General features: G+C 66.8%; 24 protein-coding genes and 1 pseudogene. 9 read left to right on the top strand and 16 right to left on the bottom strand.

Annotated features, from left to right (window positions below):
- Positions 1–20 precede the first annotated feature (20 nt).
- Entirely contained in the window at positions 21–710 is a 690-nt protein-coding gene (locus AC5RWA_RS12310) for an IMPACT family protein (protein WP_494057839.1), read from the top strand.
- Positions 694–1,197, top strand: a complete 504-nt coding sequence (locus AC5RWA_RS12305; protein WP_494057838.1) for a GNAT family N-acetyltransferase — start codon at positions 694–696, stop codon at positions 1,195–1,197. The genes AC5RWA_RS12310 and AC5RWA_RS12305 overlap by 17 nt, the downstream gene beginning before the upstream one ends.
- 115 nt (positions 1,198–1,312) lie before the next feature.
- Here the strand turns inward: AC5RWA_RS12305 and rpsA are convergent, their stop codons facing one another.
- From rpsA to polA, 3 genes are all read right to left on the bottom strand, one after another.
- On the bottom strand, positions 1,313–2,788 hold the full coding sequence (gene rpsA / locus AC5RWA_RS12300; protein WP_079596020.1) for a 30S ribosomal protein S1: 1,476 nt from the start codon (positions 2,786–2,788) through the stop codon (positions 1,313–1,315).
- Between the two features lie 210 nt (positions 2,789–2,998).
- Positions 2,999–4,297, bottom strand: coding sequence for a GNAT family N-acetyltransferase (locus AC5RWA_RS12295; RefSeq protein WP_494057837.1), 1,299 nt, complete (start codon positions 4,295–4,297; stop codon positions 2,999–3,001).
- A gap of 70 nt (positions 4,298–4,367) precedes the next feature.
- Positions 4,368–7,010: a DNA polymerase I gene (gene polA, locus AC5RWA_RS12290; RefSeq protein ID WP_494057879.1), complete on the bottom strand. Its 2,643-nt coding sequence runs from the start codon at positions 7,008–7,010 to the stop codon at positions 4,368–4,370.
- 220 nt (positions 7,011–7,230) lie between these two features.
- Between polA and AC5RWA_RS12285 the strand changes: the two genes are divergently transcribed.
- Positions 7,231–7,707, top strand: coding sequence for a hotdog fold thioesterase (locus AC5RWA_RS12285; protein WP_494057836.1), 477 nt, complete (start codon positions 7,231–7,233; stop codon positions 7,705–7,707).
- 121 nt (positions 7,708–7,828) lie between these two features.
- A pseudogene (locus AC5RWA_RS12280) lies at positions 7,829–9,432 on the top strand (HNH endonuclease signature motif containing protein).
- A 54-nt stretch (positions 9,433–9,486) separates the two neighbouring features.
- Here the strand turns inward: AC5RWA_RS12280 and AC5RWA_RS12275 are convergent.
- The 5 genes from AC5RWA_RS12275 to AC5RWA_RS12255 form a co-directional block, all read right to left on the bottom strand.
- Positions 9,487–10,047, bottom strand: a complete 561-nt coding sequence (locus AC5RWA_RS12275; RefSeq protein WP_494057835.1) for a dihydrofolate reductase family protein — start codon at positions 10,045–10,047, stop codon at positions 9,487–9,489.
- A 47-nt stretch (positions 10,048–10,094) separates the two neighbouring features.
- Positions 10,095–10,316 (bottom strand): hypothetical protein, encoded by a 222-nt coding sequence (locus AC5RWA_RS12270; RefSeq protein ID WP_079596015.1) that lies wholly within the window; start codon positions 10,314–10,316, stop codon positions 10,095–10,097.
- Positions 10,313–11,608 carry an inorganic phosphate transporter gene (locus tag AC5RWA_RS12265; RefSeq protein ID WP_494057834.1) on the bottom strand — a complete coding sequence of 432 codons (1,296 nt, stop codon included), beginning with the start codon at positions 11,606–11,608 and terminating at the stop codon, positions 10,313–10,315. Before AC5RWA_RS12265 ends, AC5RWA_RS12270 begins: the two co-directional genes overlap by 4 nt.
- A 208-nt stretch (positions 11,609–11,816) precedes the next feature.
- Entirely contained in the window at positions 11,817–12,266 is a 450-nt protein-coding gene (locus AC5RWA_RS12260; RefSeq protein WP_494057833.1) for an HAD domain-containing protein, read from the bottom strand.
- A gap of 18 nt (positions 12,267–12,284) precedes the next feature.
- Positions 12,285–12,971, bottom strand: coding sequence for a hypothetical protein (locus tag AC5RWA_RS12255; RefSeq protein WP_494057832.1), 687 nt, complete (start codon positions 12,969–12,971; stop codon positions 12,285–12,287).
- A 105-nt stretch (positions 12,972–13,076) separates the two neighbouring features.
- Between AC5RWA_RS12255 and AC5RWA_RS12250 the strand changes: the two genes are divergently transcribed.
- A complete protein-coding gene (locus tag AC5RWA_RS12250; RefSeq protein WP_494057831.1) occupies positions 13,077–14,690 on the top strand; it encodes a helix-turn-helix transcriptional regulator in 1,614 nt (537 codons plus the stop codon).
- A 294-nt stretch (positions 14,691–14,984) separates the two neighbouring features.
- Positions 14,985–16,073 (top strand): class I SAM-dependent methyltransferase, encoded by a 1,089-nt coding sequence (locus AC5RWA_RS12245; RefSeq protein WP_494057830.1) that lies wholly within the window; start codon positions 14,985–14,987, stop codon positions 16,071–16,073.
- Between the two features lie 31 nt (positions 16,074–16,104).
- Here the strand turns inward: AC5RWA_RS12245 and AC5RWA_RS12240 are convergent, their stop codons facing one another.
- The gene (locus AC5RWA_RS12240; RefSeq protein WP_494057829.1) at positions 16,105–16,539 is read right to left on the bottom strand and encodes a VOC family protein; all 435 of its coding nucleotides are present in this window, start codon (positions 16,537–16,539) and stop codon (positions 16,105–16,107) included.
- Positions 16,540–16,660: 121 nt separating this feature from the next.
- Between AC5RWA_RS12240 and AC5RWA_RS12235 the strand changes: the two genes are divergently transcribed.
- Positions 16,661–17,281, top strand: coding sequence for an L-threonylcarbamoyladenylate synthase (locus AC5RWA_RS12235; protein ID WP_079596008.1), 621 nt, complete (start codon positions 16,661–16,663; stop codon positions 17,279–17,281).
- A 25-nt stretch (positions 17,282–17,306) separates the two neighbouring features.
- On the opposite strand, the gene ligD is transcribed toward AC5RWA_RS12235, so the two are convergent.
- Positions 17,307–18,329 (bottom strand): non-homologous end-joining DNA ligase, encoded by a 1,023-nt coding sequence (gene ligD / locus AC5RWA_RS12230; protein WP_494057828.1) that lies wholly within the window; start codon positions 18,327–18,329, stop codon positions 17,307–17,309.
- Positions 18,330–18,398: 69 nt separating this feature from the next.
- Here ligD and AC5RWA_RS12225 point away from each other — a divergent pair, with 69 nt between their 5' ends.
- Complete coding sequence (locus AC5RWA_RS12225; RefSeq protein WP_494057827.1) at positions 18,399–19,076, top strand: alpha/beta hydrolase family protein; 678 nt, start codon at positions 18,399–18,401, stop codon at positions 19,074–19,076.
- 24 nt (positions 19,077–19,100) lie between these two features.
- On the opposite strand, the gene AC5RWA_RS12220 is transcribed toward AC5RWA_RS12225, so the two are convergent.
- The 4 genes from AC5RWA_RS12220 to AC5RWA_RS12205 all read right to left on the bottom strand — a co-directional run bounded on the left by AC5RWA_RS12220 (position 19,101) and on the right by AC5RWA_RS12205 (position 23,014).
- Positions 19,101–19,244 carry a hypothetical protein gene (locus AC5RWA_RS12220; RefSeq protein ID WP_181884701.1) on the bottom strand — a complete coding sequence of 48 codons (144 nt, stop codon included), beginning with the start codon at positions 19,242–19,244 and terminating at the stop codon, positions 19,101–19,103.
- 153 nt (positions 19,245–19,397) lie between these two features.
- Entirely contained in the window at positions 19,398–22,175 is a 2,778-nt protein-coding gene (hrpB, locus tag AC5RWA_RS12215) for an ATP-dependent helicase HrpB (RefSeq protein WP_494057826.1), read from the bottom strand.
- Positions 22,138–22,719, bottom strand: a complete 582-nt coding sequence (locus tag AC5RWA_RS12210; protein WP_494057825.1) for a hypothetical protein — start codon at positions 22,717–22,719, stop codon at positions 22,138–22,140. Before AC5RWA_RS12210 ends, hrpB begins: the two co-directional genes overlap by 38 nt.
- Positions 22,709–23,014 (bottom strand): hypothetical protein, encoded by a 306-nt coding sequence (locus AC5RWA_RS12205; protein ID WP_115523380.1) that lies wholly within the window; start codon positions 23,012–23,014, stop codon positions 22,709–22,711. Before AC5RWA_RS12205 ends, AC5RWA_RS12210 begins: the two co-directional genes overlap by 11 nt.
- Positions 23,015–23,282: 268 nt before the next feature.
- Here AC5RWA_RS12205 and AC5RWA_RS12200 point away from each other — a divergent pair, with 268 nt between their 5' ends.
- The gene (locus tag AC5RWA_RS12200) at positions 23,283–23,696 is read left to right on the top strand and encodes a CBS domain-containing protein (RefSeq protein WP_079596004.1); all 414 of its coding nucleotides are present in this window, start codon (positions 23,283–23,285) and stop codon (positions 23,694–23,696) included.
- Positions 23,697–23,788: 92 nt separating this feature from the next.
- On the opposite strand, the gene AC5RWA_RS12195 is transcribed toward AC5RWA_RS12200, so the two are convergent.
- Positions 23,789–24,304 (bottom strand): flavin reductase family protein, encoded by a 516-nt coding sequence (locus AC5RWA_RS12195; protein WP_494057824.1) that lies wholly within the window; start codon positions 24,302–24,304, stop codon positions 23,789–23,791.
- Between the two features lie 157 nt (positions 24,305–24,461).
- Positions 24,462–25,406 (bottom strand): 5'-3' exonuclease, encoded by a 945-nt coding sequence (locus AC5RWA_RS12190; RefSeq protein ID WP_494057823.1) that lies wholly within the window; start codon positions 25,404–25,406, stop codon positions 24,462–24,464.
- Positions 25,407–25,436 lie beyond the last annotated feature (30 nt).

The following is a 25,436-nucleotide window of genomic DNA, read 5'->3' as shown; positions in this document are numbered from 1 at the left end:
ACCTCGCTAGACTTGGGCGGATGCAGGAGCAAGACAGCAGGACCACCGCCTACACCACCCTTGCTGCCGGCCCCGATGTCCGCCACGAACTCGAGATCAAGCGCTCCCGGTTCATCACCGTCCTGCGGCGCTCCGGGACGGAAGACGACGCGCGGGACCTCGTGGCGTCCCTCCGCCGCGAATTCCACGACGCCCGGCACCACTGCTCCGCCTTCATCATCGGACCGGACCGGGATGTGCAGCGTTCCAGTGACGACGGCGAGCCGTCCGGCACGGCGGGCATACCCATGCTCGAAGCCCTCGCGAAAAGGGAGACAACGCCCGGGGTGGCCGACCTCAGCGACGTCAGTGCCGTCGTCGTCCGCTATTTCGGCGGGGTGCTGCTCGGGGCGGGCGGCCTGGTCCGCGCCTACTCCGAATCCGTCTCATCGGCCCTTGCCGCGGTTTCCATGGTGCGCCGCAGCCGGCTGCGGATTTGTTCCACGGCCGTGCCGCCCGCTTCGGCCGGCCGGCTGGAAAACGATCTGCGCGCGGCGGGCTTTGTCATGGGAAATACGAGCTACGGCGGCCGGGACACCGTGCTGCGCGTGGCCCTGCCGGACGAGCCGGCCTCCATCGAGGCAGCAGCCGAACGCCTGCGGTCCCTGACTGCCGGCACTGCCATGCTCACCCCCGAAGGGACGGAGTGGGTTGATGTCCCGCTCCCCTGACGTTTCCCTGGTGGACGTGGACGACGCCGTCATGGAAGCGCTCCTGGCCCTGGCGAAGCGCGACGCGTCCCCGGATGAGGTTGCACCGCCGCTGGGCGGGCCGGGCTGGAACCCGGAACGCACCGCCTGGTTCCGCAGCTACCACCGCGCGGCAGCGGACGGCCTGGACGGGCAAGCCGCTGAGAAGACGTGGGGCGTTGTGTCCGGCGGCACCCTCGCCGGGTCAGTACGGCTCCGCAGGATCGACGACGGCGGCTGCGGCACTGCGGCCGAAACGGGCATCTGGCTCGGCAGGAGTTTCCGGTCCCAGGGGATCGGAAGTGCTGCACTGCGGCTGGTCCTAGAAGAGGCCCGCCACGCCGGCCTTGCGCGGGTGGTTGCGCGCACCCTGGCCGGCAACCTGGGCGCGCAGCGCCTCCTGGCCGGGCTTGGTTGCGACCTGACGCACGACGACGACGGGACGGTTGGCGCCGTCGTCGAACTTTAAGAAGCGCCTGCCGCCGGGACACGCCGCCTGGCCGGCCGGCTTAAGCGCAACAGGCCCCCTGCTTCCGCAGGGGGCCTGTTGCGTTGGCACCGGGACAGCCCGGTGCCGGTGGCAATTAGTTGCCGGTCAGCTTCTCGCGCAGGGCGGCAAGAGCCTCATCCGAAGCCAGGGTGCCGGCGCCGGTGTCGGCGGCAGCAGGCTCGGAGGAGTAGCTGGTGGCGCCGGAGTCGCCGTCACCGGACGTTGCAGCAGCAGCGTCGTCGGCAGCGTGCTGGGCAACCTGCTTCTTGTGGGCTTCCCAACGGGTCTGGGCGTCAGCGTACTGCTGCTCCCAGGCGGCGCGCTGGTTCTCGTAGCCTTCAAGCCACTCGTTGGACTCGGGATCGAAGCCCTCGGGGTACTTGTAGTTGCCCTCTTCGTCGTACTCTGCGGCCATGCCGTACAGAGCGGGATCGAATTCGGTGCTGTCGGCGTCGACGCCCTCGTTGGCCTGCTTGAGGGACAGCGAGATGCGGCGGCGCTCCAGGTCGATGTCGATGACCTTGACGAACAGTTCGTCGCCAACGGAGACAACCTGCTCGGCCAGCTCCACGTGGCGGACAGCCAGCTCGGAGATGTGCACGAGGCCTTCGATGCCGTCTTCGACGCGGACGAACGCGCCGAACGGAACGAGCTTGGTGACCTTACCCGGAACAACCTGGCCGAGGGCGTGGGTGCGGGCGAAGGTCTGCCACGGATCTTCCTGCGTAGCCTTGAGCGACAGGGAGACGCGCTCGCGGTCCAGGTCCACCTCGAGAACCTCGACGGTGACTTCCTGGCCAACCTCGACAACCTCGGACGGGTGGTCGATGTGCTTCCAGGACAGCTCGGAAACGTGAACCAGGCCGTCTACGCCGCCCAGGTCCACGAAGGCACCGAAGTTGACGATGGAGGAAACGACGCCGGGACGGACCTGGCCCTTTTCCAGCTTGTTGAGGAACGTGGAGCGGACCTCGGACTGCGTCTGCTCGAGCCATGCACGGCGGGACAGCACAACGTTGTTGCGGTTCTTGTCCAGCTCGATGATCTTGGCTTCGATCTGCTGACCGATGTACGGAGCAAGGTCGCGCACACGGCGCATCTCGACGAGGGATGCGGGCAGGAAGCCGCGCAGGCCGATGTCGAGGATAAGACCACCCTTGACAACCTCGATGACGGTACCGGTGACAACACCGTCTTCTTCCTTGACCTTCTCGATGTCGCCCCAGGCACGCTCGTACTGAGCACGCTTCTTGGAGAGGATCAGACGGCCTTCTTTGTCTTCCTTGGTGAGCACCAGGGCTTCGACCTGATCGCCAACGGAGACAACGTCGCCGGGATCAACGTCGTGCTTGATGGACAGCTCGCGGGAGGGGATGACACCTTCGGTCTTGTAACCGATGTCGAGCAGGACTTCATCGCGGTCGACCTTGACGACGGTACCTTCGACGAGGTCTCCGTCGTTGAAGTACTTGATGGTGGCGTCGACAGCTGCGAGGAAGTCCTCAGCGGTACCGATGTCGTTGATCGCGACTACGGGGGTACCGGGCTTCTCGGTGGAGGTGATGGTCATGTAGTAGGGGCTCCGTTGTGGATAGTTAGTCGGTCAGGCAAACCGGCGCGCCCGCGTTATGGAACGCAGGCGCGATTCGCGGTGAATCCGACGGATCCTCCGGGTCATCCTGATTTTGTGGATTGTAGAAAACGTGCACGTGGTACACGCCCGTTTATTCTAGTCGCAGGCTGCAACAAGGGTCAAAGCGGCGCCGTTGACACATCCCTGTCAGAAGTGCGTCATGCAGTGTGTGGCCCTCTCCACGGCGAACATCTGCCGGGCTTTGAGCGCCGCTCCGGCGGTGTTTTCGCGGATCTTTCCTGCTGCCGCCAGCGTGACGGGGCAGACGCCGCCCAGGTAGATCGAGGACAGCGCGGAAACGTCCAGCGCCAGGTCTGCGGCGGCGCCGTCGGACAGGCGTTCGACGGCGGCCTGGCCGCCGTCGACTGCCAGCGCGTACGTTCCCGCCGTGAGGCCCAGCGGGTCACGGAGGTCCAGGACGAGCTTCCCGTCAGCCGGGTAGTGCCGGGCTGCCAGGGCTTTGGGAGCGTCAAGGATCCGGAGCCAGAGCATGTCCCTGCTGTCCGAGGATTCGATGCAGCGGGGATCGGTGAGGGCCCAGGCCAGGGGGTCGTCCAGGGGGGCTACATCCCAGGAAACGCACTCCACGAGGTCAATGGCCGCCAGGTACTGCCACAACTCGAGGTAGGCGTCATTGGTGGCTGCCAGCAGGTCCACCACCTCCACGGTGTACGGCTTGGTGTCCCAGCCGAGGAACCTGTACGAGACGTAGCCGTCAACGTCACCGCCGGGACCGTAGTGGAGGGCCACCTTGACGGCCGGATCCTCCTTGCCTTCGTGGCCCATTGACCCCGAGGCAAGTTGGCGGTACCACTCCTGCCGGCCGATGGATCCGGGAGTCAGCCTGTGCACGCGGTCAAAGACCCCGGGAGCCAGGTCCAGCAGGGCTTTGGGGTCGGCAACCTCCACGCTGCCCGTGGCTTGGTGGTGCAGGGTGAATCGGGCCGTGGTATCGACCTTGACGGCCCGTTCGAAGCTGGCCACTCCGTAGCCGAAGCGCCCGTAGATGGTGCCTTCGGAGGCGGTAAGCGCTGCCATGGCGATGCCGTCCTCCCGGGCAAGCCGCAGGTCCTCGCCCATCATGCGGCGGAGCAGTCCACGGCGGCGGTGCGAGGTCCGCACCGTCACCGAGGTAACCAGCTGGGTGTCCAGGGTCCGGCCGAACCCGATGTTGAGGGTCTTGCGGAACGTCGCGAAGGTGGCCACTGGTACTTCTGCGGGCATCGACGACGGCGCTACCGTCCCGGTCTGGTACGCCCCGGTGAGGACACGTCCGTCAGCCTCGTAGGTGGCCAGGGCCTTTGCCACATGCTCGGGCGTCCGGGTGGATTCGTGGAACCCGAAGGACACGGCACGGCTCCAGGTGTCCGCTTCGGTGTAGCCGTCCTGTCCTTTGGATACCGCGCCGAAGCGCCGGATTTCATAGTTTCCGCTCAGATCAGCCATTTGTCCGAGCCTAGCCAATGATTCCGGCGCCTGGCCAGCATAAACACGCCGGTCACATAGACCGCACGCGTTAGTGGCCGGCGTCGTACCAGCTGGGTCCGACGCCGATCTGGACCTCGAGGGGCACGCTGAGGTCGGCCGCGGCGCCCATTTGCTCGGTGACCAGCTTCTCCACCGCCTCGCGCTCCCCCGTGGCCACTTCGAGGACCAGTTCGTCGTGGACCTGCAGCAGCATCCGGGACTTCAGGCCCTGGGCCTGCAGTCCGGCGTGGACACCCAGCATGGCGCGCTTGATGATGTCCGCGGCCGAACCCTGGATGGGGCTGTTGAGGGCGATGCGTTCAGCGTTCTCCCGCAGTTGCCGGTCGGTGCTGGTGAGGTCCGGAAGGTAGCGGCGGCGCCCTTCGATCGTGGCGGTGTACCCGTCCACGCGGGCCTGGTCAACCACGCCGCGGAGGTAGTCGCGGACGGCGCCGAACCGGTCGAAGTAGTCCTTCATGAGGGTGCGGGCCTCGTCGACCGAGATCTCCAGCTGCTTGGACAGGCCGAAGGAGGTCAGCCCGTAAGCGAGCCCGTAGGACATGGCCTTAACCTTTGAGCGCATGGCGCTGGTGACTTCGCTGGTGGGCACGTGGAAAATGTTCGAGCCCACGAACCGGTGCAGGTCCTCGCCGTCGCGGTATGCCTGGATCAGGCCCTCGTCGCCGGACAGGTGCGCCATGATCCGCATTTCGATCTGCGAGTAGTCGGCGGACAGCAGGCATTCGTAGCCCTCGCTTACTACGAAGATTCCGCGGACCCGGCGGCCTTCCTCACTGCGGATGGGGATGTTCTGCAGGTTGGGGTTGTTCGAGGAGATCCGGCCGGTGGCAGCTACGTTCTGGGCGTAGGTGGTGTGGATGCGGCCGTCTTCCGCCACGGACTTCTTCAGCGACTCCAGCATCTGCCGCAGCTTGGATGCCTCACGGTGCGCCATGAGCTGGACCAGGAATTCGTGCCCGGTTTTCTCCAGGAGGTTCTTCAGCGAGGCGGCGTCTGTGGTGTAGCCGGACTTGATCTTCTTGGTCTTGGGCAGCTGGAGCTCATCGAACAGGACGGTCTGCAGCTGCTTGGGCGATCCCAGGTTCACTTCGTGGCCGATGGCCGCGAACGCCTGCTCCTGCGCGTGGTCGATGACCCTGGCAAGATCGGCGAGCTGCTCATCCATGCGGTCCATGTCGATGGCGATGCCGGCAAGTTCCATGTCGGCCAGCACCCGGCTGACCGGCAGTTCGAGGGTGGACAGCAGCTCCTCCGCCTTGCGCTCATTGAGCTCGGTCTCGAAGTATCGGCTGAGGGACTGCACGACGGCGGCTGCCTGGACCAGTGCGTCCGCGGCGGCGGTATCGTCCCCGTCGAACGACAGTTCCAGCTGTCCGGCCTTGGCCGTGGCGGCAGGAATTCCGACATTCAGGTGGTGCTGGGCGAGCTCGTCGAGTTCGTAGGAGCGGCGGTCAGGCTGGATGAGGTACCCGGAAATCGAGGTGTCATCCACCACGCCCTCCAGCTCCAGCCCGCGTGCCGTCAGTGCCTTCAGGGCGGCCTTGAAGCCGTGCATCACCTTGGGCGCTTCGGGGTCCCGCAGCCAGCCGGCCAGCACGTTCTCGGTCTCCGCATCCTGGCCGGACAGGTCGACGTAAACAGCGGCATCGTCCCGGACGATGGCCAGCGCTGCGGCGTCCTCGCCGATCCGTCCGGGAATGAGGTCCACCGCCAGGGCCGAGCGCTGCCCCGCCCCCGCGGCCAGGAATGCCTCCAGTTCGGCGGCGCTGGCAGGTGTGGTGTACTCCGGGGCGTCGATGCTCTCCCGCTCGGCGGCCGGTGTTTCCTGGTCACTGTAGAGGGCGAAGAGCCGGCTGCGGATGGTCTTGAACTCGAGCTGGTCGAACAGATCCTCCAGCGCTGCCTGGTCCGGGCGGGGCTGGTACAGGTCATCAAGCGTGACGGGAAGCTCCAGGTCCGTGTGGAGCTGATTGAGCATCCGGTTCCGCTTCACGTTTTCGACGTTCTCCCGCAGGGCGTCGCCCACCTTCCCGCCGATGGAGTCCAGGTGCTCAAGGACACCTTCGAGTCCGCCGTAAAGGTTGATCCACTTGGCCGCGGTCTTCGGGCCGACGCCGGGCACACCGGGAAGGTTGTCCGCGGTCTCCCCCACCAGCGCGGCAAGGTCGGAGTAGCGGGACGGGCTGACGAAGTACTTGGCTTCGATGGCGGCGGCGTCCATCCGCGGGATGTCGCTCACGCCCTTCTTGGGATAGAGCACGAAGACGTTGTCCGTGATGAGCTGGAACGCGTCCCGGTCACCCGAAACCAGCAGCACCTCAAATCCTGCCTTCTCACCCATTGCGGCAAGGGTGGCAAGGATGTCATCCGCCTCGTAGCCCGGCAGCTTGATGGTCTTGATGCCCCAGGCCTCCATGACCTGCGCGATCAGGTCGATCTGGCCGCTCATCTCCCGGGGCGTCTCATTCCGGCCGCCCTTGTACTCGCTGTACTGGGACTTGCGGTGCGTGGTCTCGTCCGAAACGTCGAAGGCCACGGCGATGTGGGTGGGCTGCTGTTCCTTGATCAGGTTAATCAGCATGGACGTAAAGCCGTGGATGGCGTTCGTGTGCTGCCCGTTCATCGTGGAGAACTTGTCCGCGGGCAGGGCAAAGAAGGCACGGAAAGCCATGGAGTGGCCGTCCAGCACCAGAAGCCTCGGCTGGCCCGTCATGGGCACCACGGGGGCTGCGGTAGCTGAAACGGATTCACCGGCGGGGGCAGGAACTTTCTCCTTGACGGCGGTGCCGCCCTGGGCGCTTCCGCCTTCCAGGGCGGGGTCCTGCGGAAGAACTTGGGACGGAAAAGGGGCCGGTTTGGTTGTTTCACTCACAGGTGCCAGCCTAGTTGGCATGATGGACAATTTCACGCCCGGACCATTCGCTGACGAGCTGACGGCCGCGGGCGTCCCGGATCACCTGCACGGCTGGCTGGGCCGGTTTGGGATCGGGGCCCTGGTGGTGAAAATGGGGATCCGTTTCCTTGAGATGAGCCCGGAACGGACCGTCGCCACCATGCCTGTGGAGGGAAACACGCAGGTGGCGGGAATCCTGCACGGCGGCGCGCATGTTGTGCTCGCCGAAACGCTGGGCTCGTTTTCGGCGGGCATGCACGCCGGGCAGGGCCGCCACGCGGTAGGCATCGAGGTCAGCGCCACCCATCACCGGTCCATCTCCAAAGGGCTTGTCACCGGGACGTGCACGGCCATCCACCTGGGCCGGACACTGGCCACGCACGAGATCGTGATGACGGATGAGCACGGCAGGCGGCTTTCCACGGCAAGGATCACCAACATGATCCGCGACAACGCCGAGCCGCCCCAGGGATAGCGGGACTCTCCCCCACGTCGTTTTCGCAGCGGACCCGGCACGGGACACGGCGCCCCATAGCTCGTAGCGTTGACCGGCCCGGAACGGACTGATTGTCGTACCCTCCTGGGATGCTTTCGGTATGCAAACGAACCCGGTGGTGGTGCAGGCAGAGGAAGCGGTTGACGCCTCTGTTGCTGCGTTTACTGCTGTGCTGGCTGGCAGCGGTTTCGGCGTTTCCGGTGCTGTCTCCCTTGCCCCCGGCAGGGCTGAGGCTCCGGCTGGAGTTGATGATGACCCGTTGCGGCGGGCTGCTGACGGAGCCTTGGATGTCCTTGCCGGGGTAGCCCGGTGCGAAGCGAAGCTGGCCGCGTTGAAGGTGCAGGCCGTGGCGGTGTTGACCGCGGCCCTGAAGGCCTTGGACGCTCCGGCCGCCTCAGCATACGCGGCTATGGCGCAGGACAGGAGCTTGGTCGCTGAGGTCGGGTGTGCGCTGGCTATTGGGGACCGGGCCGCTGGTGCCCTGCTGGCTGAGTCCCATGCCCTGACCACCTCCCTGCCCCGTACGCTGGCGGCCCTGCAGTCAGGGATGGTCTCCTGGGCCCACGCCCGGACAATGGTGGAACAAACGGTGACCCTTGACCCCGCGGCGGCCAGCGCGCTGGAGGCGCACTTCCTTGACCCGGGCGCACCCAACCCGGCCAGGGGCTGTCCGGTCGGGGAGATGCCCGCGTACCGGTTCAGAGCCAAAGCCCGGATGTGGCGGGAACGGCACCACCCGGAAAGCCTGGAGAAGCGCCACGCCAGGTCCGTCGCGGACCGGCGCGTCGAGCACTGCCCGGACAACGACGCGATGGCCTGGATCTCCGCCTACCTGCCCCCGTAACCGCCACTGCGATCTGGAACCACTGCACCGCCGCGGCGCGCCGGCTGGAGGGCCCGAACGAGCGGCGCACCCTTTCCCAGCGGCGCGCCGACGAATTCACCGCAGCACTCCTCGACGGGAACAGCACCGGCGCCGTCCGCTACGGCCGCGACGGTGCTGATGGGGCAGACGCAGCCCGCGGGGAGGAAGGGGCTTCCGGGCCGTCGTCGTGGATCAGGCCGCAGGTGCTGGTCACGGTGCCCGTGTTCTCGCTGATAGGACTGACCGACGAGCCGGCGATGCTGGACGGGCACGGCCCAATCCCGGCGTCGATGGCCCGGGACCTCGTCGCCAACGGGGCCGGGTCGTTTTATCGGGTGCTGGTGGATCCCCGTGACGGGGCGCCGTTGGAGATCGGCCGCAGGAGCTACCGGGTGGGCACCGCGATGCGGAACTGGCTGCGGATGCGGGACGGCAAGTGCCCCTTCCCGGGCTGCAGCAACCACTCCCTCGACAACGAAGCCGACCACATCCTCGCCTGGCATCACGGCGGCACCACCGGCATCAGCAACCTGGGACAGCCCTGCCCGAAACACCACAAGCTCCGACACACCAGCTCCTGGAAACCAACCCCGGCCACGAAGAATGATCCACCCGGCTGGATCTCACCGTCCGGCCGAAGATACAAAAGCGAAGAGCAGGACTGGGAACCACCACACTGGCCTGAACAACGGAGACCGGAGGTGGAACCTGAACCACAAAGCAACGGGCGCCTCTACCCGACACTGTCTGATGCTGTCCGCGGCCATGTGGACTTCGTCCCCAGCGGGCTGTCCCCGGGTGAAGACGGTCTGGCGAGGTTCCTCCACGCCCGCACGTGAACGGCCAGGCGCATCGGGTTCGGGTTTCGACAGGCTCAACCACCGCACGTTACGTCAGGCGCTGCTGTCCGCGGGCCCCTTCAGCAGGTACCGCGACTCCACAATGCCCCTCCCCAGGGCGCGTGAGGCAGTCAGCTCAAGGGGCGGCGTCGGGCATGACAATGGCAGCAGCCGCTTGCCCTCGCCCAGGACCACAGGGATGACCGAAAGGATGATCTCGTCCAGCAGGCCAGCGTCGGCGAACTGTGCGGCGAGATTGCCGCCGCCCACCAGCCAGATGTTCTTATCGCCCGCGGCGTGCCGGAAGTCATCAACGAATTCAGTGACGTCGCCTCGGACAAAGGTGATGTCCGCGCCGGCAGGGGCCGTGTACTCATGCCGGGTGAACACGTAGCTGGGCGTGCCTGTATAAGCCCACTTGTCCGGCTCGTGTTCCATCAGCCAGGCGTACGTCTCACCACCCATCACAATGCAGCCCACGCCGGCCATGAACGACTCATAACTTTCGTTGCCGCCATCGAAGCCGTCAAACTGCAGGAGCCAGCCGAGGTCGTCCGTGGGTGTGGCGATGAAGCCGTCCAGGGAAGCAGCTACGAAGTATTGGATCCGTGACATGGAGCCAGCCTAGCCAACCGCCGCGGCAGTGCCCAGAGGGCTCCGGACTAGCCCGAGAAGTACGGGATGATCAGGTAGAGCCCGAAAAGGACCGCGAGGCTGCACAGCCCGAAGCACACGTACGCAAAGGACTTCTTGATCCCGGGGGACGTCTGCTGGGCATCGGCGGCAATAGCCGTCAGCCGGACACCCAGCGAGTACAGGACCACCACGGTGACCGCCGCAATCAGGGTGGCACCGGCAACGGTCAGGAGTTCCAACCACTTCATCGCTGAGTCTCCTTGGAGGTGTTGGCGCCGGCCTCGGCGTTGGCATCAGTGTTGGTATCAGCAATGACCGGGGTATCGGTCTTTGTCTTTGCCTTGGCCTTGGCATTCGCGCGGGCACGGGCCATGGCCTTCTTCTTGGCGAACCGGACAGCCTGCCCGGCTTCCTCGACCTCGATGGCGTTGTGGTGGCCCACGGCGGACTTACGTGAGTAGAAGAACATAAAGAGTACGGCTGCGGTGCCGGCCACCGCGGCGATCAGCACACCCACCACACCCGTCTTGACCAGGAGGGCGGTCAGTGCGCCCACGATGCCTGCCGCGGGAAGCGTGAAGAGCCAGCCGAGGGCGATTTTGCCCACCATGCTCCAGCGGACGCTGGTTCCCTTGCGGCCCATTCCCGAGCCGATCACGGAACCGGAGGCCACCTGCGTGGTGGACAGGGCGAAGCCCAGGTGGGAGGAAGCCAGGATTGCGGAGGCTGTGCTGGTTTCGGCGGCGAAGCCCTGGGCCGGCTTGACTTCGGTAAGCCCGGCGCCCATGGTGCGGATGATGCGCCAGCCGCCGGCATACGTGCCGATGGCGATGGCGAAGGCGCAGGCAGCAATGACCCAGAACTGCGGACCGGAACCGGGATCCTGGGTACCTGCGGCAATCAGGACCAGCGTGATGATGCCCATGGTCTTTTGTGCGTCGTTGGTGCCGTGGGCCAGCGCCACAAGGCTTGACGTGAAGATCTGGCCGGTGCGGAATCCGCCGCGCTTCTGGGTGAGCTTGCTGCCGGTTTCCGGGTCATGCCGCGAGGTCAGGGCGTAGGCAAGGCGGGTGCAGACGTACGCGACAATGCCCGCGATGAGCGGGGCGAAGATCGCCGGGAGGATGACCTTCTGCATGAGGCCTTCGAGGTTGATCGAGTTGAAGCCGATACCCGCGATGGCAGCACCGATCAGGCCGCCGAACAGGGCGTGGGAGGAACTCGACGGCAGGCCCTTGAGCCAGGTGATCATGTTCCACAGGATGGCGCCCATGAGGCCGGCGAAAATAATGTCCGGCGTGATTTGGACGCCGTCCGAGCCTTCACGGATGATGCCGCCGGAAACCGTCTTGGCCACCTCGGTGGACAGGAACGCGCCCACCAGGTTGAGGATGGCAGCGAGGGTCACCGCGGTCTTCGGTTTGATGGCACCTGTTGCGATGGGCGTGGCCATGGCATTCGCGGTGTCGTGGAAACCGTTCGTGAAGTCGAAAAATAGTGCCAGTGCGATGACCAGCGCCACCATGAAGGTGATATCCACCTGTTGCCCAATCTGCAGAGTCGACGTTCAGCAGTTTCTGTCCCCCGGTTGCTGTGCTGCACAGCATAATTCACCAGCTGTTCGCTTGGAATGACCTGTGGCGTTAACACAACCGGCGTGAAACCCTATCGATCGTACGCGTCCATGGCATCAGGTCAAAACAACGGCCGGCTGAGGAAAGAGCGGACAGCTGCCAGTTCATCAGGTGCTATTCCCCGCCGCGGATTCGGGGAGACCGCCAGCATTCTCCGTCCCAGGAGCCGGGCCCAGGACTGCGCCTCCGCTTCGAAGGCCAGCTGGTCATCGATCCACACGGCAGCCTCGGGCCCCGTTTCACATCCTCCTGGATGGCGCGAAGCTTCCACCAGCTGTTCCCGCTGCCTTCGCCCGCCGCCGTCAGGTATGGCCAGGCCCCGCCTTCCACGCCGATGGCGGGGCACAGGTACTGCGGGGCGAGGTCCTCCCAGCTGGTGAGCCAGACGCACCGCACGCCGTCCGTCCGCGACAGGGCATTGAGTCCTGCCACGAGTTCCGTTGCATAGGCAACGGGAAGGAGACCGGCGTCTGCACGGTGCCAGGCGGAACCCCAGGGGGTGGTTCCTTCCGGGCCAAACGGACAGATGACGCCGTCGACGTCGATGTAGAGCGTGCGTGCCACCCTGCCCCTTCCAGCCGCTCAGGCGGGCCCGGACTCCGACGGCTGCCGTCCAGCGTCCAGTCCCGGCGCCACCCGTTCCTCCAAGGCGGCGATGGTCACGTCCGGCAGGACGATCAGTCCGTCCAGCTCCCGGCGGGCCCGCTTGTAGGCTGCCTGGCGTTCGGCCGGCGTGGCAGCATGGTTCTCCGCGATCATCAGCAGCTTCCGGGCGGTGGCCAGCCGCTCACGCTCGGGACCGGAGAATTTGCCGTCCCGGATCCGCCGGGCCTCCCGTTCGGCAACATCGAGCGCCACGGCAAAGCTGTTGACGGCCTGGCGGTACGCCTCGAGCCGTGCGGGAGACGTGATGTCAGCGGCCGAGGCCGGCCGCTGGCCGTCCGCCTCGCGTTTTGCACGGAGGAAGGCAACCGTGAGGGGTTCCCTGACGTCCGTCATGAGCGGAAAGTCGATGAGTTTTCCGACGTCGAGTTCGTAGTCCAGCCAGCGGCGGTTGGTGGCGTCATGGGCGGCCATCAGGGCTTCCACTTCAGCCGCCGACGCCTTCTCGGCCTCACGGGCCTGGTTCTTCAGTGTGTACAGTTCCACCTTCCGTTGGTGGCGGCGCTCACTGGCTTTGCGCCAGCTGTTGGCATAGTGGCCGGCAAACGCGCTGAGCGGAAAGACCAGCCACCATTTATCGGAGAGGAACTCAAGAAGTGACTCCACCCGTCCATCCTCGCAGTCGCCGGCTGCGGCCTCAAGGAGTTCGGCATCCTGCTGTTCCGTCCGGGCGCGCGGCAGTACGCTAAAGGCGTCATCCGGGAGACGGGCATGCCAGAACTGGACCAGCTGCTGACGTCCGGGCGCGAAGCATTCGCCCGGCGGGACTGGCCCGCGGCCGCCAACAACCTTGCGGCAGCAGCCCGCCAGGCGCCGCTTTCCACCCGGGACCTCGAAGCCCTGGCAAGCTCGACCTGGTGGCTGGGAAACGTGCCCGGGGCGCTGGCCGGGGCTGAAGAACTCTACCGGCGGCTCAACGACGCCGGCGACCGCCCCGGTGCTGCCATGACGGCCATCAACCTCTCCCTGCGCTGGGGCACCCGCGGGGACCTGGCGCTCGCCTCCGGGTGGCTGAACCGGGCCCGGCGGAACCTCGACGGCCTCGAGGACATTCCCGCTCACGGCTACCTCCTGTACGTGGAAGCGTCCATGTCCCTGGATTTCGACGGCGACGCGGCACCCGTGGCCGGGGCGTCCGCCGCCCTGGTGGAACTGTGGCGGACCCACCGGGACCCGGCACTGCTCTGCTTCGCCCGGATATTGTCCGGCCTGGCCCTGGTGCGCAACGGACAGACGGCGGCGGGCTTCAGTGACATCGACGAAGCCATGCTTCCCGTCCTTGCCGGCGAAGTGCCGGCCGAGTGGAGCGGCGACATCTACTGCACGGTGACCCACCTCTGCCACGCGCTGGGCGACTTCGCCCGAATGCGCGCATGGACGCAGGCGCTGGAGCATTGGACGTCCGGCCTGTCCCGCACCTTCGTCTACGCGCGAGTGACGCGCGTCCACGAACTCCAGCTGCTCAGCAGCGAGGGGGCGTGGGAGGACGTTGTCCGGGAAATCGGGCCCTTGAGCGAAGAACTGGCCGCCGCCCACGGCTGGATGGCCGGTGCCGGCTTCTACGAACTGGGTGACATCCTCCGCCTCCGCGGTGACAGCTCCGGTGCCGCCCAGGCATTTTCCCGGGTCCGCGGGACGGGGCTGGACCCGCAGCCGGGTGAGGCGCTGCTGCTCCATGCCGCCGGCCACCACGGCCAGGCGCTGGAGCAGCTCAGCCGTTCCCTCGGCGAAGGCAATCCCCTTGACCGCGCCCGGCTCCTCCTTCCCGCGACCGAAATCGCACTGGCCTGCCGGCAGCCGGACCTCGCTGCAGCCTACTGCGGCGAGCTGGAACAGATCGCGGAGCGGTTCGCATCGCCGGGCTTCCTCGCCTGGGCAAGCCATGCCCGGGCGCACCTGCTGCTGTCCTCCGGCCTGCCGGCAGAAGCAGCGGCAGCACTGGAATCCGCGGCCCGCATTTACCGCAGCCAGCGTGCCCGCTACAGCATCGCCCAAGTACATGAACTGCTCGCTGCCTGCAGGACATCCATGCACCAACAGGCCGCCGCGGAGGCAGACATGGCCACTGCCCTCGCCATCTACCGGCAGCTTGGCGCACTGCCGGACGTCCGGCGGCTCGAGCCAGGGCTGCCGGGCGGGCTCACCGCGCGGGAGGCGGAGGTGCTCGCCCTTGTCAGCCGCGGAGCCAGCAACCGGGATGTGGCAGGCGCCCTGGTCCTCAGCGAAAAGACGGTGGGGCGCCATCTGGCCAACATCTTCCAAAAGATCGGCGTGACATCGCGGACGGGCGCAGCCGGCTGGGCCCGGGAACACCGCCTGCTGTAGGGCCGTACGCTTCGGTGCCCCTTGCCGGAACGCGCGACGGCGTCCGGCGCCCGTGTGGATGCCGCACCTTGGCACGCGGCCGCCTCCCGCCGTCGTACCTTCCCGGGGCCTGGCCCGAAGCAGTGCCTTCCAGCGGCCTCCTTTTGCCAGGCTGCAGCATCTGCCCCATCCCCGCGCGGAAAGATACACATTCCACCCGACGCGGGCGTCCACTCCCCCGCCATAGCGTCGGAGTATCCGAACACCCAAAGGTCCGGGCAACGGGCCCGGGGACACACAAGGAAAGGGCGGATCATGACCACGTACCAGGCGGAGCCAACCACGGAATCAGCCGAAGCAGCAGCGGAGGCTGCCGCGGAACGGCTCGTGGGCATCCTCAATGACGGTTCCGTGGCCGTGCTCGCGAGCATCGGCCACCAGACGGGACTGTTCGAAACGCTGGCCGGCCTGCCTCCCGCCAGCAGCGTCCAGATCGCCGACGCGGCCGGGCTGAATGAGCGCTACGTCCGCGAGTGGCTGGGCGGCATGGTGACTGCACGCTTCATCGATTACGAGCCCGGTGCGAAGACGTACTTCCTGCGGCGGGACATCGCCCCATCCGTCAGCGGACCGGGAGTGGCCAACCTTGCGCGGACGCTCACGTACGTAACGTTGATGGGCGAGGTGGCCGGCAAGGTGGTGGAGAAATTCCGTACGGGCGGCGGCCTGGACTACTCCGACTACCCGGGCTTCGTCCAGATCCAGGCGGCAGACAGCGCCTCGGTCCATGATGCCTCGCTGGTGGACACCATCCTTCCGCTGTCCGGCAGGATTGACCACCTGCGCTCCGGCATCCGGGTGGCCGATATCGGCTGCGGTGCGGGCCATGCGGTGAACCTGATGGCGCAGGCCTTTCCCGCCAGCAGCTTCGTGGGCTACGACTTTTTCGCGGAGGCCCTTGACGCCGGGCGGGCCGAGGCGCAGCGGCTGGGCCTGCCCAACGTCCGGTTCGAGCTGCGCGACGCCGCCGCCCTGGACCTGCGGGAAGAACTGGACCTCGTCACGGTTTTCGACGCCGTCCACGACCAGGCCCACCCGGCCGCCGTACTCCGCAACATCCGGGAAGCACTGAAGCCGGGCGGGACCTTCCTGATGGTGGACATGAAGGCCTCCAGCAACCTCGAGGACAACATCGACCTGCCCTGGGCTGCCTTCCTCTACGCCATCTCCACCACCCACTGCATGTCCGTTTCACTGTCCCAGGGCGGCGACGGGCTGGGAACCGTGTGGGGCGTCCAGCAGGCCGAACGGCTGGTCAGGGACGCCGGATTCCAGGACGTCCGGGCGGTGGACCTGGACGAAGACCCGTTCAACGCCTACTTCGTGGCGTCAAAACAGGGCTAAGCCCGTCATCAATCGGGCGCGTCCGGCAGGATCAGGGCGCGCCCGTGGTGCCCTGCGCAGCGTTGACGTTGACCAGCCAGGCAACGCCGTAGCGGTCCGTGCACATTCCGAAGATGTCACCCCAGGGGGACTTTTCCAGCGGAACCGTGACCGACCCGCCGTCGCCGCTCAGTTTTTCGTAATAGCCGCGGAGTTCCGACTCGTCCTCGCCGCTGAGGGAGATGGAGATGGCTGAACCCTGGCTGTACTCCATGCCATTGGGGGTGTCGGCCCCCATCAGGACCAGGCCCTGCGGGGTGGTCAGCATGCCGTGCATGATCTTGTCCGCTTCCGCAGGATCCTCACTGGCCTGGTACTCCCCGAAGGTGCTGACCCGCAGCTCCCCGCCGAACACTGACTGGTAAAAGTTCATCGCCTCACGGGCGTTGTCCCGGAAGCTGAGGTACGGATTGAGGACAGTTGGCATGGCTTGTTCTCCTTGCTGTGGGGACTGACATGGACCAGACAACATCCTGCCCCAAAGAAGGGCGCGCTGGTAGGGGGTTTTGACGTGCGGGTTGGCGCCTTCGGAACGTAGGCTCGGAGGCATGGCCAGATACTTCGACGTTCATCCCCAGGACCCCCAGCCCCGGGCAATCGCCCAGGCGGTCCGCATCCTGCTCGACGGCGGGCTGATCGCCTACCCCACGGACTCCTGCTATGCGCTGGGCGCGCAGCTGGGGAACAAGGATGCCCTGGACCGGATCAGGAGCATCCGCCGGCTGGATGACAAGCATCACTTCACCCTGGTGTGCCGGGACTTCGCCCAGCTGGGCCAGTTCGTGAACATCGGCAATGAAGTATTCCGCAGCATCAAGTCGGTCACGCCCGGAAGTTACACGTTCATTCTTCCGGCCACCCGGGAAGTCCCCAAGCGCCTGCTGCATCCGAAGAAAAAGACCGTCGGGGTCAGGATCCCGGACAACCGGGTGGTGTCAGCGCTGCTGGCCGAGCTCGGTGAACCCCTGTTGTCCAGCACCCTGCTGCTGCCCGACGAGGAAGACCCGTTGACCCAGGGGTGGGACATCAAGGAACGGCTGGACCACCAGGTGGACGCCGTGATCGATGCCGGCGACTGCGGCGCGGAGCCCACCACGGTGGTGGACTTTTCCAGCGGCGTGGCCGAGGTGGTACGGCAGGGCGCCGGCGACCCCTCCCGCTTCGAATAGGTTTCGGCGGGGCCCCGGCGTCCAGTCAGTCCTGCTTCTTTGCCCGGCTGGGCTGGACCCGCGGCGGTTCCCCCGGCATTTTGGGGTAGTCCGGCGGAAACGGCAGCTCACCCAGGCCTGCTTTACTGTCCCGCTCCCACCACTCGAGCAGGGTGTCAATGCTGCCCGGATTCTTGTGGAAGCCTGCCCAGGGGTCCCCGATGGTCCGGAGCCTTTCGGGAACGGTCAGGATGGTGAAGTTCTTGGGGTCAGCGTTCTCCAGCTCATCCCACGTGATGGGGCAGGACACCGGGGCATGCGGCAAAGCCCGGGGACTGTAGGCGCCGGCGATGGTGCGGTCCCGGTTGGCCTGGTTGAAGTCGAGGAAAATCCGCTGGCCACGCTCTTCCTTCCACCAGGCGGTGGTCACCTTCTCCGGCATCCGCCGCTCCACCTCCCGGGCGGCGGCAATCACGGCGTGCCGGACATCCAGGAATTCCCGGGTGGGTTCGATGGGCGCGTAGACGTGCAGGCCGCGGTTTCCCGAGGTCTTGATGAAGCATTCGAGTCCGGCCTCGGCCAGGACCTCCTTCAGTACCAGGGCCGCGGGAACCGCATCATCAAAATCCGTCCCGGGTTGCGGGTCCAGGTCGATCCGCAGCTGGTCCGGATTATCCGGGTTTCCGGCCCGGGACGGCCAGGGATGGAACACCACGGTGTTCATCTGTGCAGCCCACACGGCGGCTGCCGGTTCATCCAGGACGAGCATGGGATGCGAACGGGCGCTCGGGAAGACCACTTTCACTGAGCGCATGAATTCAGGGGTCCCCTTGGGCGGGTTCTTTGAGAAAAACTGCTCGCCGTCGACGTTGTCCGAGTACCTCTGCAGCGCCACGGGCCGGTCACCGTTCGCGGCAATGAACGCCTCGCCCACATCGCAAAGGTACTGGGCCAGGTCCAGCTTGGTGAGGCCGAGGTCCGGCCACAGGACCCTGCTGGGGCTGGAAATGCGCATCTCGCGCTCGCCGTGGGGGCCCGGAACCGTGATTTTTGTCAGTTCGCTCGCCATGGGGACAACGTACACCCCGCCGTCCGGATGCCGGCACATTTCCGGACGTCCCTGCGGCATGATGGAGACATGCCCGCCGAAGAATCAGACTTTCCGCTTGCCGTTGGTGAGGTCACCGTCTCCGCCGCTTATGCCCGCCCGCACAATCCGTGGGCCACAGTGGTGGTCGCCCACGGTGCCGGCGCGGGAATGGAGCACCCCTTCCTGCGCGGGTTCACGGACGCACTGAACTCCCTGGGCCTGGCAACGCTGCGCTTCAACTTCCCCTACCGTGAAGCCGGGCGGCGGTTCCCGGACCGCCCGCCGGCCGCCATTGCCACCTGGAATGCGGCGATGGCAGCTGCTGCGGAACGCGCAGCAACCCACAGGGACTCCGGCCCCCTGTGGGCGGCAGGCAAATCATTCGGCGGCCGGATGGCGTCCATGGCAGTCTCCGAAGGGATGGCTGCTGCGGGACTGATCTACCTCGGGTACCCGCTGCACCCGCCCGGAAAGCCGGAGAAACTGCGGGACGAACACCTCTACGGGATGACCACGCCCATGTTGTTCCTGCAGGGCACCCGCGACACGTTTGCCACGCCGGAAATCCTGCAGGACGTCGTGTCACGCATCGGGCCGTCCGCGGTACTGCAGTGGATGGACGGCGGCGACCACTCCTTCGCCGTCGCAGGTGCGAAACGGCCGGCGGGTGAGATCGGGGCCTCGCTGGCCGCTCCGGTGGCCGGCTTTATCCGGTCCGCCCGCTAGGCACGCCCGCCCGGCTCCATCCGGTTAAGCTGCTTCCTCGTGCCACCAGCCCTCCCACGCTGTGGAGGTGAGCCGGCCTTCGGGAAAATCGTTCTTCCCGCTGCCGCCGTTGCAGGACCGGTTGTCGTCGCTGCGCCGGCCGTCGAGCAAAAGGTTAAAGAGAAACATCGGTATGTCCTTCCATGTGGGGTATGGACCACGCTGTCCACGTACCACCGAGCGTAGCCAAGGCATGTTTCAGCACGTCGACGCGACGTTTCAGGTGTGTATCGGAGTTCTCACGCAGCCGCCGGAGACCGGTGGCATGCGCCCGGAAAGAACCTAGCTGCGCTGCTTGGCCCGTGCTGTGGCGGGGGCAGTCCAGGGATCCTCCGGCCACGGGTGCTTGGGATAACGGCCGCGCATCTCTGCCCGGACCTGGGCATAGGGACCGGACCAAAAGGACGTGAGGTCACCGGTCACGGCCAGCGGGCGCCGGGCCGGGGACAGCAGGTGGAACAGGACCGGAACCGTGCCGTTCACCAGCCGGGGCGAATCCGCCAGGCCGAAGCATTCCTGCAGCTTGACGGCCACCACAGGCGGCGCGGTGTCGTCGTCGTGATGGGGGTAGTCAATCCTGATCCGTGAGCCGCTGGGAACCTCCAGCCATTCCGGGGCCAGCTCATCCAGCCGTCCGGCCTCCGGCCAGGGCAGCAGGCGCCGCAGCGGCTGGGTGAGGTCCAACGCCGCGACGGCGCCTCCCGCCGCAAGGCTTTCAAGTTCGGGACCCAGCCAGTCGTCCAGGCGCAGCAGGAGGGCGGCGTCCGAGGCGTCGGGCCACGGCCCGCCCAGCTCCCGGTGCAGGAAGGCAAGACGGCGGCGTAAGGCGTCGGCCGCCGTCGACCATTCCAGGACGGCAAGGCCCTCCTTGTGCAGGGCTCCGGCCACGGCCGCCTTGCCTTCGGCGGGTGAGGGACGGACAGGGGTGTCTGCGAGCACGATCGCACCCAGGCGTCGGACTTTCCGTGCCGTAACACGTCCCTGGACGAACTGCGCCTCGACCGTTTCCGCCAGGAGGTGCGAGGCGGCTGCCTGGGCGAGCTCGGCGTTGAGCGGTGCAGCCGTCCGGATGACGGCGCCGGTGCCGGCCGAGTCCCTGCCCTCCGCCCGCGACACTTCGGCCACGCCCAGCCATTCGTACCCGGACAGGCTGCTTCCCGCCGGCAGGCCGGCACGCGTCCCGGACGACAGCAGGTACCGTGCAGGCCCGTCACCGGGCACGAGCCGGGCCACCCGGTCCGGAAAGGCCAGGGCGACGACGGCACCCACCGCCTCGGTGCCGGCCGGCCCAGGGGCGGGAACTGCAGAGGTGGGAACTCCAGGGGGCGCGGGGTTTCCCGCTTCCCGGGCAAGGGCCCGCAACCGCTTTGACTCGTCCGCCCAGCGCCGGCCCGCCGGCCCGGAATCGCCACGAAGCTGGGACAACATCCGCGGAAGGTCAGCGCCGGGAGCACGGTGGTCTCCGGCAACTGCGGCCACCACCTCTGCCGCCGCCCGGGCACCGATGGTTGCCGCGCCGTCCAGCAGGGCGCGGGCAAGCCGCGGGTCGGCAGGAATTCCGGCCAGAGTCCGCCCCGTGGCGGTGGCCTGGCCGTCTGCTGATACGGCACCCAGTTCCCTGAGGACCTCGACGGCGTCATCCAAGGTTTGCCGCGGCGGCATGTCCGGCAGGGCGAGCCCTGCGCCCCCCGGCGATCCCCAGCATGCCAGCGTCAATGCTGCCCCGGTCAGGTCCGCCACCTTGATTTCGGGCGTGACATGGGCAGGCGCTGCCCCATACGCCTGCTGCGTGTAGCAGCGGACCACGGTGCCCGGACCTTGGCGGGCCGCCCGGCCTGCGCGTTGATCCGCCGATGCCCGGGAGCAGGAGACCGTTACCAGGCCGCTCATGCCACGGCCGGCATCCCGCCGCGGCTCCCGGGTTAGCCCGGAATCGATGACCAGCCGGACGCCCGGGACGGTCAGCGAGGACTCCGCCAGATCGGTTGAAACGATAATCCGGGCATTGTCCCCCGGCCGCCGTCCGGACACTGCGCGGTCCTGCTCCGCGGCACCTGCCTGGCCGTGCAGCTCGAGCACATCGATGCCTTCCCCCAGCCGGCCGCGGAGGCCTGCTGCCACCTGCGAGACTTCGCGGGCGCCGGGGACGAAAACCAGGGCATCCACGGAGCCGTCCCCACCCAGGGCGCGGGCGTAGGCGCGTGCCGCTGTTTCCACGAGGTGGTACAGGAAGCTGCGGGCCACTCCCCTGGCGTCCAGCCGCGGGCCCGGTGCAGGTTCCCACTGGACATCCAACGGATGGAGCACGGACGGGCAGTCGACGACGGGAGCCGCGGGACCGCCGTCGGGGTCCCCCAGCAGGGCGGCGAAGCGGGGAGCGTCGAGGGTTGCCGACATGGCTACGACGGTGAGGTCGCCGCGCAGCTGGCGGACTTCGGCGAGCATGCCGATCAGCAGGTCCGTCTCCAGGCCGCGCTCGTGGACTTCGTCCAGGACGACGGCGGCAACACCGTCAAGGCCGGGATCGGCCAGCAGGCGGCGCAGGAGGATGCCGGGCGTCACGAACTCGACGAGGGTATCGGGCCCCGCCTGCCGTTCGCCGCGCACGGTGTAGCCCACGCGGCCGCCGAGCCGGCTGGCGTCCAGGAAGGAAAGCCTGCGCGCAGCGGAACGTGCCGCCACCCGGCGCGGCTGGGTGACTACAACCCTGCCCGTGCCGGAGAAGAGGTTCGCGAGCAGCGGCGGGACGAGTGTTGTTTTTCCGGTCCCGGGCGGCGCCTGCACCACCGCCGAGCCCGCGGCCGGCCCGGTGTCCAGGGCCTCCTCCAGGTCCGGAAGGGAACCTGCGAAGGCCAGGCCGGCACCGATGGCACCGAGGTCGAAGGCTTTCGCGGTGTTGCGCCGGCCGCGCAGGTTTGATGAAGTCACCCGTCCATTCTGCCCGGCCCCCTTCCCCTTGCGCGGGTTCCGCGCCCCTTCCCTCACTGAGGGCGGCCGGGCAGCGGAGTGACTGCCCGCCTGGTCAGGGCTTGCCTTGGCCCTTGCCTTTCCCCTTGGCATCCTTGGCTGCTTCCGGAAGCGCCGCCTCCTGGCCCGCCGGAACAGGCACCGGTTGGGGCGCCACGGCCTGCTCTCCGGGCACCGGCTGGACCGGCTGCGTCTGGGGCACAGTGGGGCTGGCCGGTGCTGCCGCGGAAGGTCCAACCAGCCCGGCCGTGCCGGATGCAGGGGCCGGTGCCGCCAACTGGCCGGCTATTTCCGTGCGGACTGCCGCCAGGGCTGTTTCAATTCCGAGCAGGCGCGGAGCCGAAATCCGGCCATCGCGTGCGGCGGCGTCCAGGTCCTTCTCCAGCGCCTGGAGTGCCGCCAGGGCTCCGTCCATCCTGTTTTCCGCTGCTGCCTGGCTGATACTCAGAACCCGGATCTGGAAGCCGCGGAGGGTGGCTTCGTCAGAGTCGGACAGCCGGAAACCCATCACCCCGGCAACCACAATCGCCGCCACGGCACCCGCAACTGCCAGTGCCGCGATGGCTGTCAGGACCCGCCGCGCCGCCGTTGGCCGGACAGGGCCTGATCCTGTGGATCCCGGCGCCTTAGGCGGCATGCCGGCCACGGAGCGGCGGGACGGAGGCAGGCCTGGCAGGCAGGACTGTCACGCTGGCCATGCGGGCTTCCGGTGCCTGGACCGCAACGGGGCGGGTGCGGGCACCTTTCATGATCCGGCGGACGGCAAACCGCACCACCATCGCCAGCAGGTGGCCGATGCCCACCCCAAGGAGGACATGGCCGGCCAGGTACTGACCGCCCAGTCCGGCAGCGCCGAAGGGCGCGCCTGCAGCCACGGCGGCTCCGCCGGCCGCCAGCATCAGCGACCAGGCAACACCGAATACTGTGCCCATTACCCCTGCTTCCCTCATCCGGTTAATCAGCATGCTTACCAGTAATGCTCAGCAAGCTTACTACTTGGTCCCGCGGATGCAACAAGGTAAGAGCGGCCAGCCGGACACCACCAGGGGTGCGGCGCCACCGCTCTGGACATCAATAGTCAGTACGCTTAGCATTTTTTTATCGGCCAGCTCTCCGGAGCCGTCATGTACCGGCAGGGTTCCGAAGAGCCATCTGAGCAGGCAAAAGAGACACGGCACGGCATTCATGAAGGAGGCCATCATGACAACGGCACGGGAAATCATGACCGGTGGCGCGGAGTGCATCGGTGAAAACGAAACCCTGGAAGCAGCCGCCCGGAAAATGAAGGAACTTGACGTCGGTTCGCTTCCCATCTGCGGTGAAGACAACCGGCTCAAGGGCATGGTGACGGACCGCGACATCGTGGTGAAGTGCCTGGCTGAAGGCGGTGACCCGCGCAGCGTCAAGGCGGGTGAACTGGGTGAGGGCAAGCCGGTAACCATTGGCGCCGACGATTCCATTGAAGAAGCCATCCGCACCATGCAGGACCATCAGGTGCGCCGACTTCCCGTCATTGACGGGCACAACCTGGTGGGTGTCCTGAGCCAGGCCGATATCGCCAAGAACTACCCCGAGGACCGCGTGGGCGAACTCGTCGCCTTCATTTCCTACTGAATTTCCGGCACAAAACATAAGGAGGCTGCCATATCCCCCGCGGATATGGCAGCCTCCTTTTGTCTGCGACTTTTGAGCTTTTGCGGCTGGTGTCAGCCGGCAGCCTCGAGGAGGCTTTTCGCCGGCGTCAATGCTGCATAGCGGCCTTTGAAAAACAGGAGCGGTTTTGCGTTCTGGCGGGCATTCAGGTGCTGGACTGCCCCTACCACAATGGTGTGGTCGCCGCCGTCGTATTCCGCATGGAGTTCGCAGTCAATCCAGGCGAGGGCGTCGTCCAGAATTGGATTGCCCAGCGGAGAAGGCGTGCAGGCCACTCCCGCGAATTTATCCGAGCCTGAACGGGCGAACTGACCGGCCAGGTGCTGATGCTCTGCCGGAAGAATATTAACCGTAAAGGAACCTGCTTTCCGCAGCACGGGCCAGGTGCTCGATGTCCGGGCCGGGCTGAAGGTCACCAAGGCCGGATCCAGGGAAAGGGAGGCGAAGGACTGGCACGTGAACCCGGCCGGCCCGTCCTTCGTGGCGCTGGTAATCACGGTCAGTCCGGTGGCAAAACTTCCAAAGATGTCCCGGAGCCGCCGGGGAGCAAGATCTGATGTGGCTGTCATGGGAATGGCCTCTCCTGTGGATCGTTACCTCACCAAACCATCCGCCATACGCCCTGGCAACCGGCTTCGCAATGCACCGACTCGCGCCGAAACGCACGGTAATTCCGATAAACAGAACGTCATGCGTCCCGTCCGAATCAGTCCAGATGTCGCCGTTTTACGCCTGTCCCCTGAGGTCGAGCGCTGCAAGGAGCCGGGTAACCGAGCCGCCCAGGTTCCATTCGACGGCAAGCCGCTCAAGTTCGGCGCGGGCATCACCGGCGACGGGGCGCAGCTGCGCGCCGGCTTCCTCCAGGGTGGGCAGCTCCAGGTTCCGCACCAAACGGACGACGGCGGGGGCTACTTTCAGGTAGTCGGCGGCGGCGGCGAGTTTGGCCCGCACCGGGCCGGCCAATCCGCTGCCGTCGTCGTCGGCCGCTTCCAGCAGCCCTTCCAGGGTGCCGTACTTCAGGAGCAGGGACGCCGCCGTCTTCTCCCCGATCCCGGCGACGCCCGGAAGCCCGTCCGAAGCGTCGCCGCGCAGGGTGGCGTAATCGGCATACTGCTGGGGCAGCACCCGGTACTTCCGCACCACGGTCTCTTCGGTCATCACTTCGAGGTTGCGCATGCCGCGGGCGGTGTAGATCACCCGGACCTGGCGGCCGTCGTCGCACACCTGGAAGAGGTCCCGGTCACCGGTGACAACGTCGACGGGCAAGTCCGTCTGGCTCGCGTAGGTGCCCACGACGTCGTCGGCCTCGTGCTCGGCGGCGCCCACCACGGCGATGCCCGCGAGCTCCAGCGTTCGGCGGATCATGGGGAGCTGCGCCTCCAGCGCGTCCGGAACCACTTCGACGTCCGGCGCGTCCGTGACTGCCTCGGCCACGCGGTGCGACTTGTAGGTGGGGAGGAGGTCCACCCGCCACTGCGGACGCCAGTCATCATCCCAGCACGCCACCAGATGGGTGGCATGGTAGTCAGTGGTGAGCCTGGCGATCATGTCCAGCAGGCCCCGCACTGCATTGACAGGAATCCCGTCCGGGCGGCGGATGGTGTCGGGCATGCCGTAGAAGGCGCGGAAGTACAAGGACGCAGTGTCGAGCAGCATCAGGCGGTGGGGCATACCTGATCCTTTCACGGTGTGACCTTTCGC

The organism is Arthrobacter sp. 210 2 (genome assembly GCF_059093025.1).
This window is presented reverse-complemented; position numbering and strand designations above follow the sequence as displayed.

Bases quoted from the DNA above. Each gene is read 5' to 3' on its own strand.
- AC5RWA_RS12310 (WP_494057839.1), top strand. From the start codon at position 21: ATGCAGGAGCAAGACAGCAGGACCACCGCCTACACCACCCTTGCTGCC.
- AC5RWA_RS12305 (WP_494057838.1), top strand. From the start codon at position 694: ATGTCCCGCTCCCCTGACGTTTCCCTGGTGGACGTGGACGACGCCGTC.
- rpsA (WP_079596020.1), bottom strand. From the start codon at position 2,788: ATGACCATCACCTCCACCGAGAAGCCCGGTACCCCCGTAGTCGCGATC.
- AC5RWA_RS12295 (WP_494057837.1), bottom strand. From the start codon at position 4,297: ATGGCTGATCTGAGCGGAAACTATGAAATCCGGCGCTTCGGCGCGGTA.
- polA (WP_494057879.1), bottom strand. From the start codon at position 7,010: ATGGCTTTCCGTGCCTTCTTTGCCCTGCCCGCGGACAAGTTCTCCACG.
- AC5RWA_RS12285 (WP_494057836.1), top strand. From the start codon at position 7,231: ATGATGGACAATTTCACGCCCGGACCATTCGCTGACGAGCTGACGGCC.
- AC5RWA_RS12275 (WP_494057835.1), bottom strand. From the start codon at position 10,047: ATGTCACGGATCCAATACTTCGTAGCTGCTTCCCTGGACGGCTTCATC.
- AC5RWA_RS12270 (WP_079596015.1), bottom strand. From the start codon at position 10,316: ATGAAGTGGTTGGAACTCCTGACCGTTGCCGGTGCCACCCTGATTGCG.
- AC5RWA_RS12250 (WP_494057831.1), top strand. From the start codon at position 13,077: ATGCCAGAACTGGACCAGCTGCTGACGTCCGGGCGCGAAGCATTCGCC.
- AC5RWA_RS12245 (WP_494057830.1), top strand. From the start codon at position 14,985: ATGACCACGTACCAGGCGGAGCCAACCACGGAATCAGCCGAAGCAGCA.
- AC5RWA_RS12240 (WP_494057829.1), bottom strand. From the start codon at position 16,539: ATGCCAACTGTCCTCAATCCGTACCTCAGCTTCCGGGACAACGCCCGT.
- AC5RWA_RS12235 (WP_079596008.1), top strand. From the start codon at position 16,661: ATGGCCAGATACTTCGACGTTCATCCCCAGGACCCCCAGCCCCGGGCA.
- ligD (WP_494057828.1), bottom strand. From the start codon at position 18,329: ATGGCGAGCGAACTGACAAAAATCACGGTTCCGGGCCCCCACGGCGAG.
- AC5RWA_RS12225 (WP_494057827.1), top strand. From the start codon at position 18,399: ATGCCCGCCGAAGAATCAGACTTTCCGCTTGCCGTTGGTGAGGTCACC.
- AC5RWA_RS12220 (WP_181884701.1), bottom strand. From the start codon at position 19,244: ATGTTTCTCTTTAACCTTTTGCTCGACGGCCGGCGCAGCGACGACAAC.
- hrpB (WP_494057826.1), bottom strand. From the start codon at position 22,175: ATGCCAAGGGGAAAGGCAAGGGCCAAGGCAAGCCCTGACCAGGCGGGC.
- AC5RWA_RS12210 (WP_494057825.1), bottom strand. From the start codon at position 22,719: ATGCCGCCTAAGGCGCCGGGATCCACAGGATCAGGCCCTGTCCGGCCA.
- AC5RWA_RS12205 (WP_115523380.1), bottom strand. From the start codon at position 23,014: ATGGGCACAGTATTCGGTGTTGCCTGGTCGCTGATGCTGGCGGCCGGC.
- AC5RWA_RS12200 (WP_079596004.1), top strand. From the start codon at position 23,283: ATGACAACGGCACGGGAAATCATGACCGGTGGCGCGGAGTGCATCGGT.
- AC5RWA_RS12195 (WP_494057824.1), bottom strand. From the start codon at position 24,304: ATGACAGCCACATCAGATCTTGCTCCCCGGCGGCTCCGGGACATCTTT.
- AC5RWA_RS12190 (WP_494057823.1), bottom strand. From the start codon at position 25,406: ATGCCCCACCGCCTGATGCTGCTCGACACTGCGTCCTTGTACTTCCGC.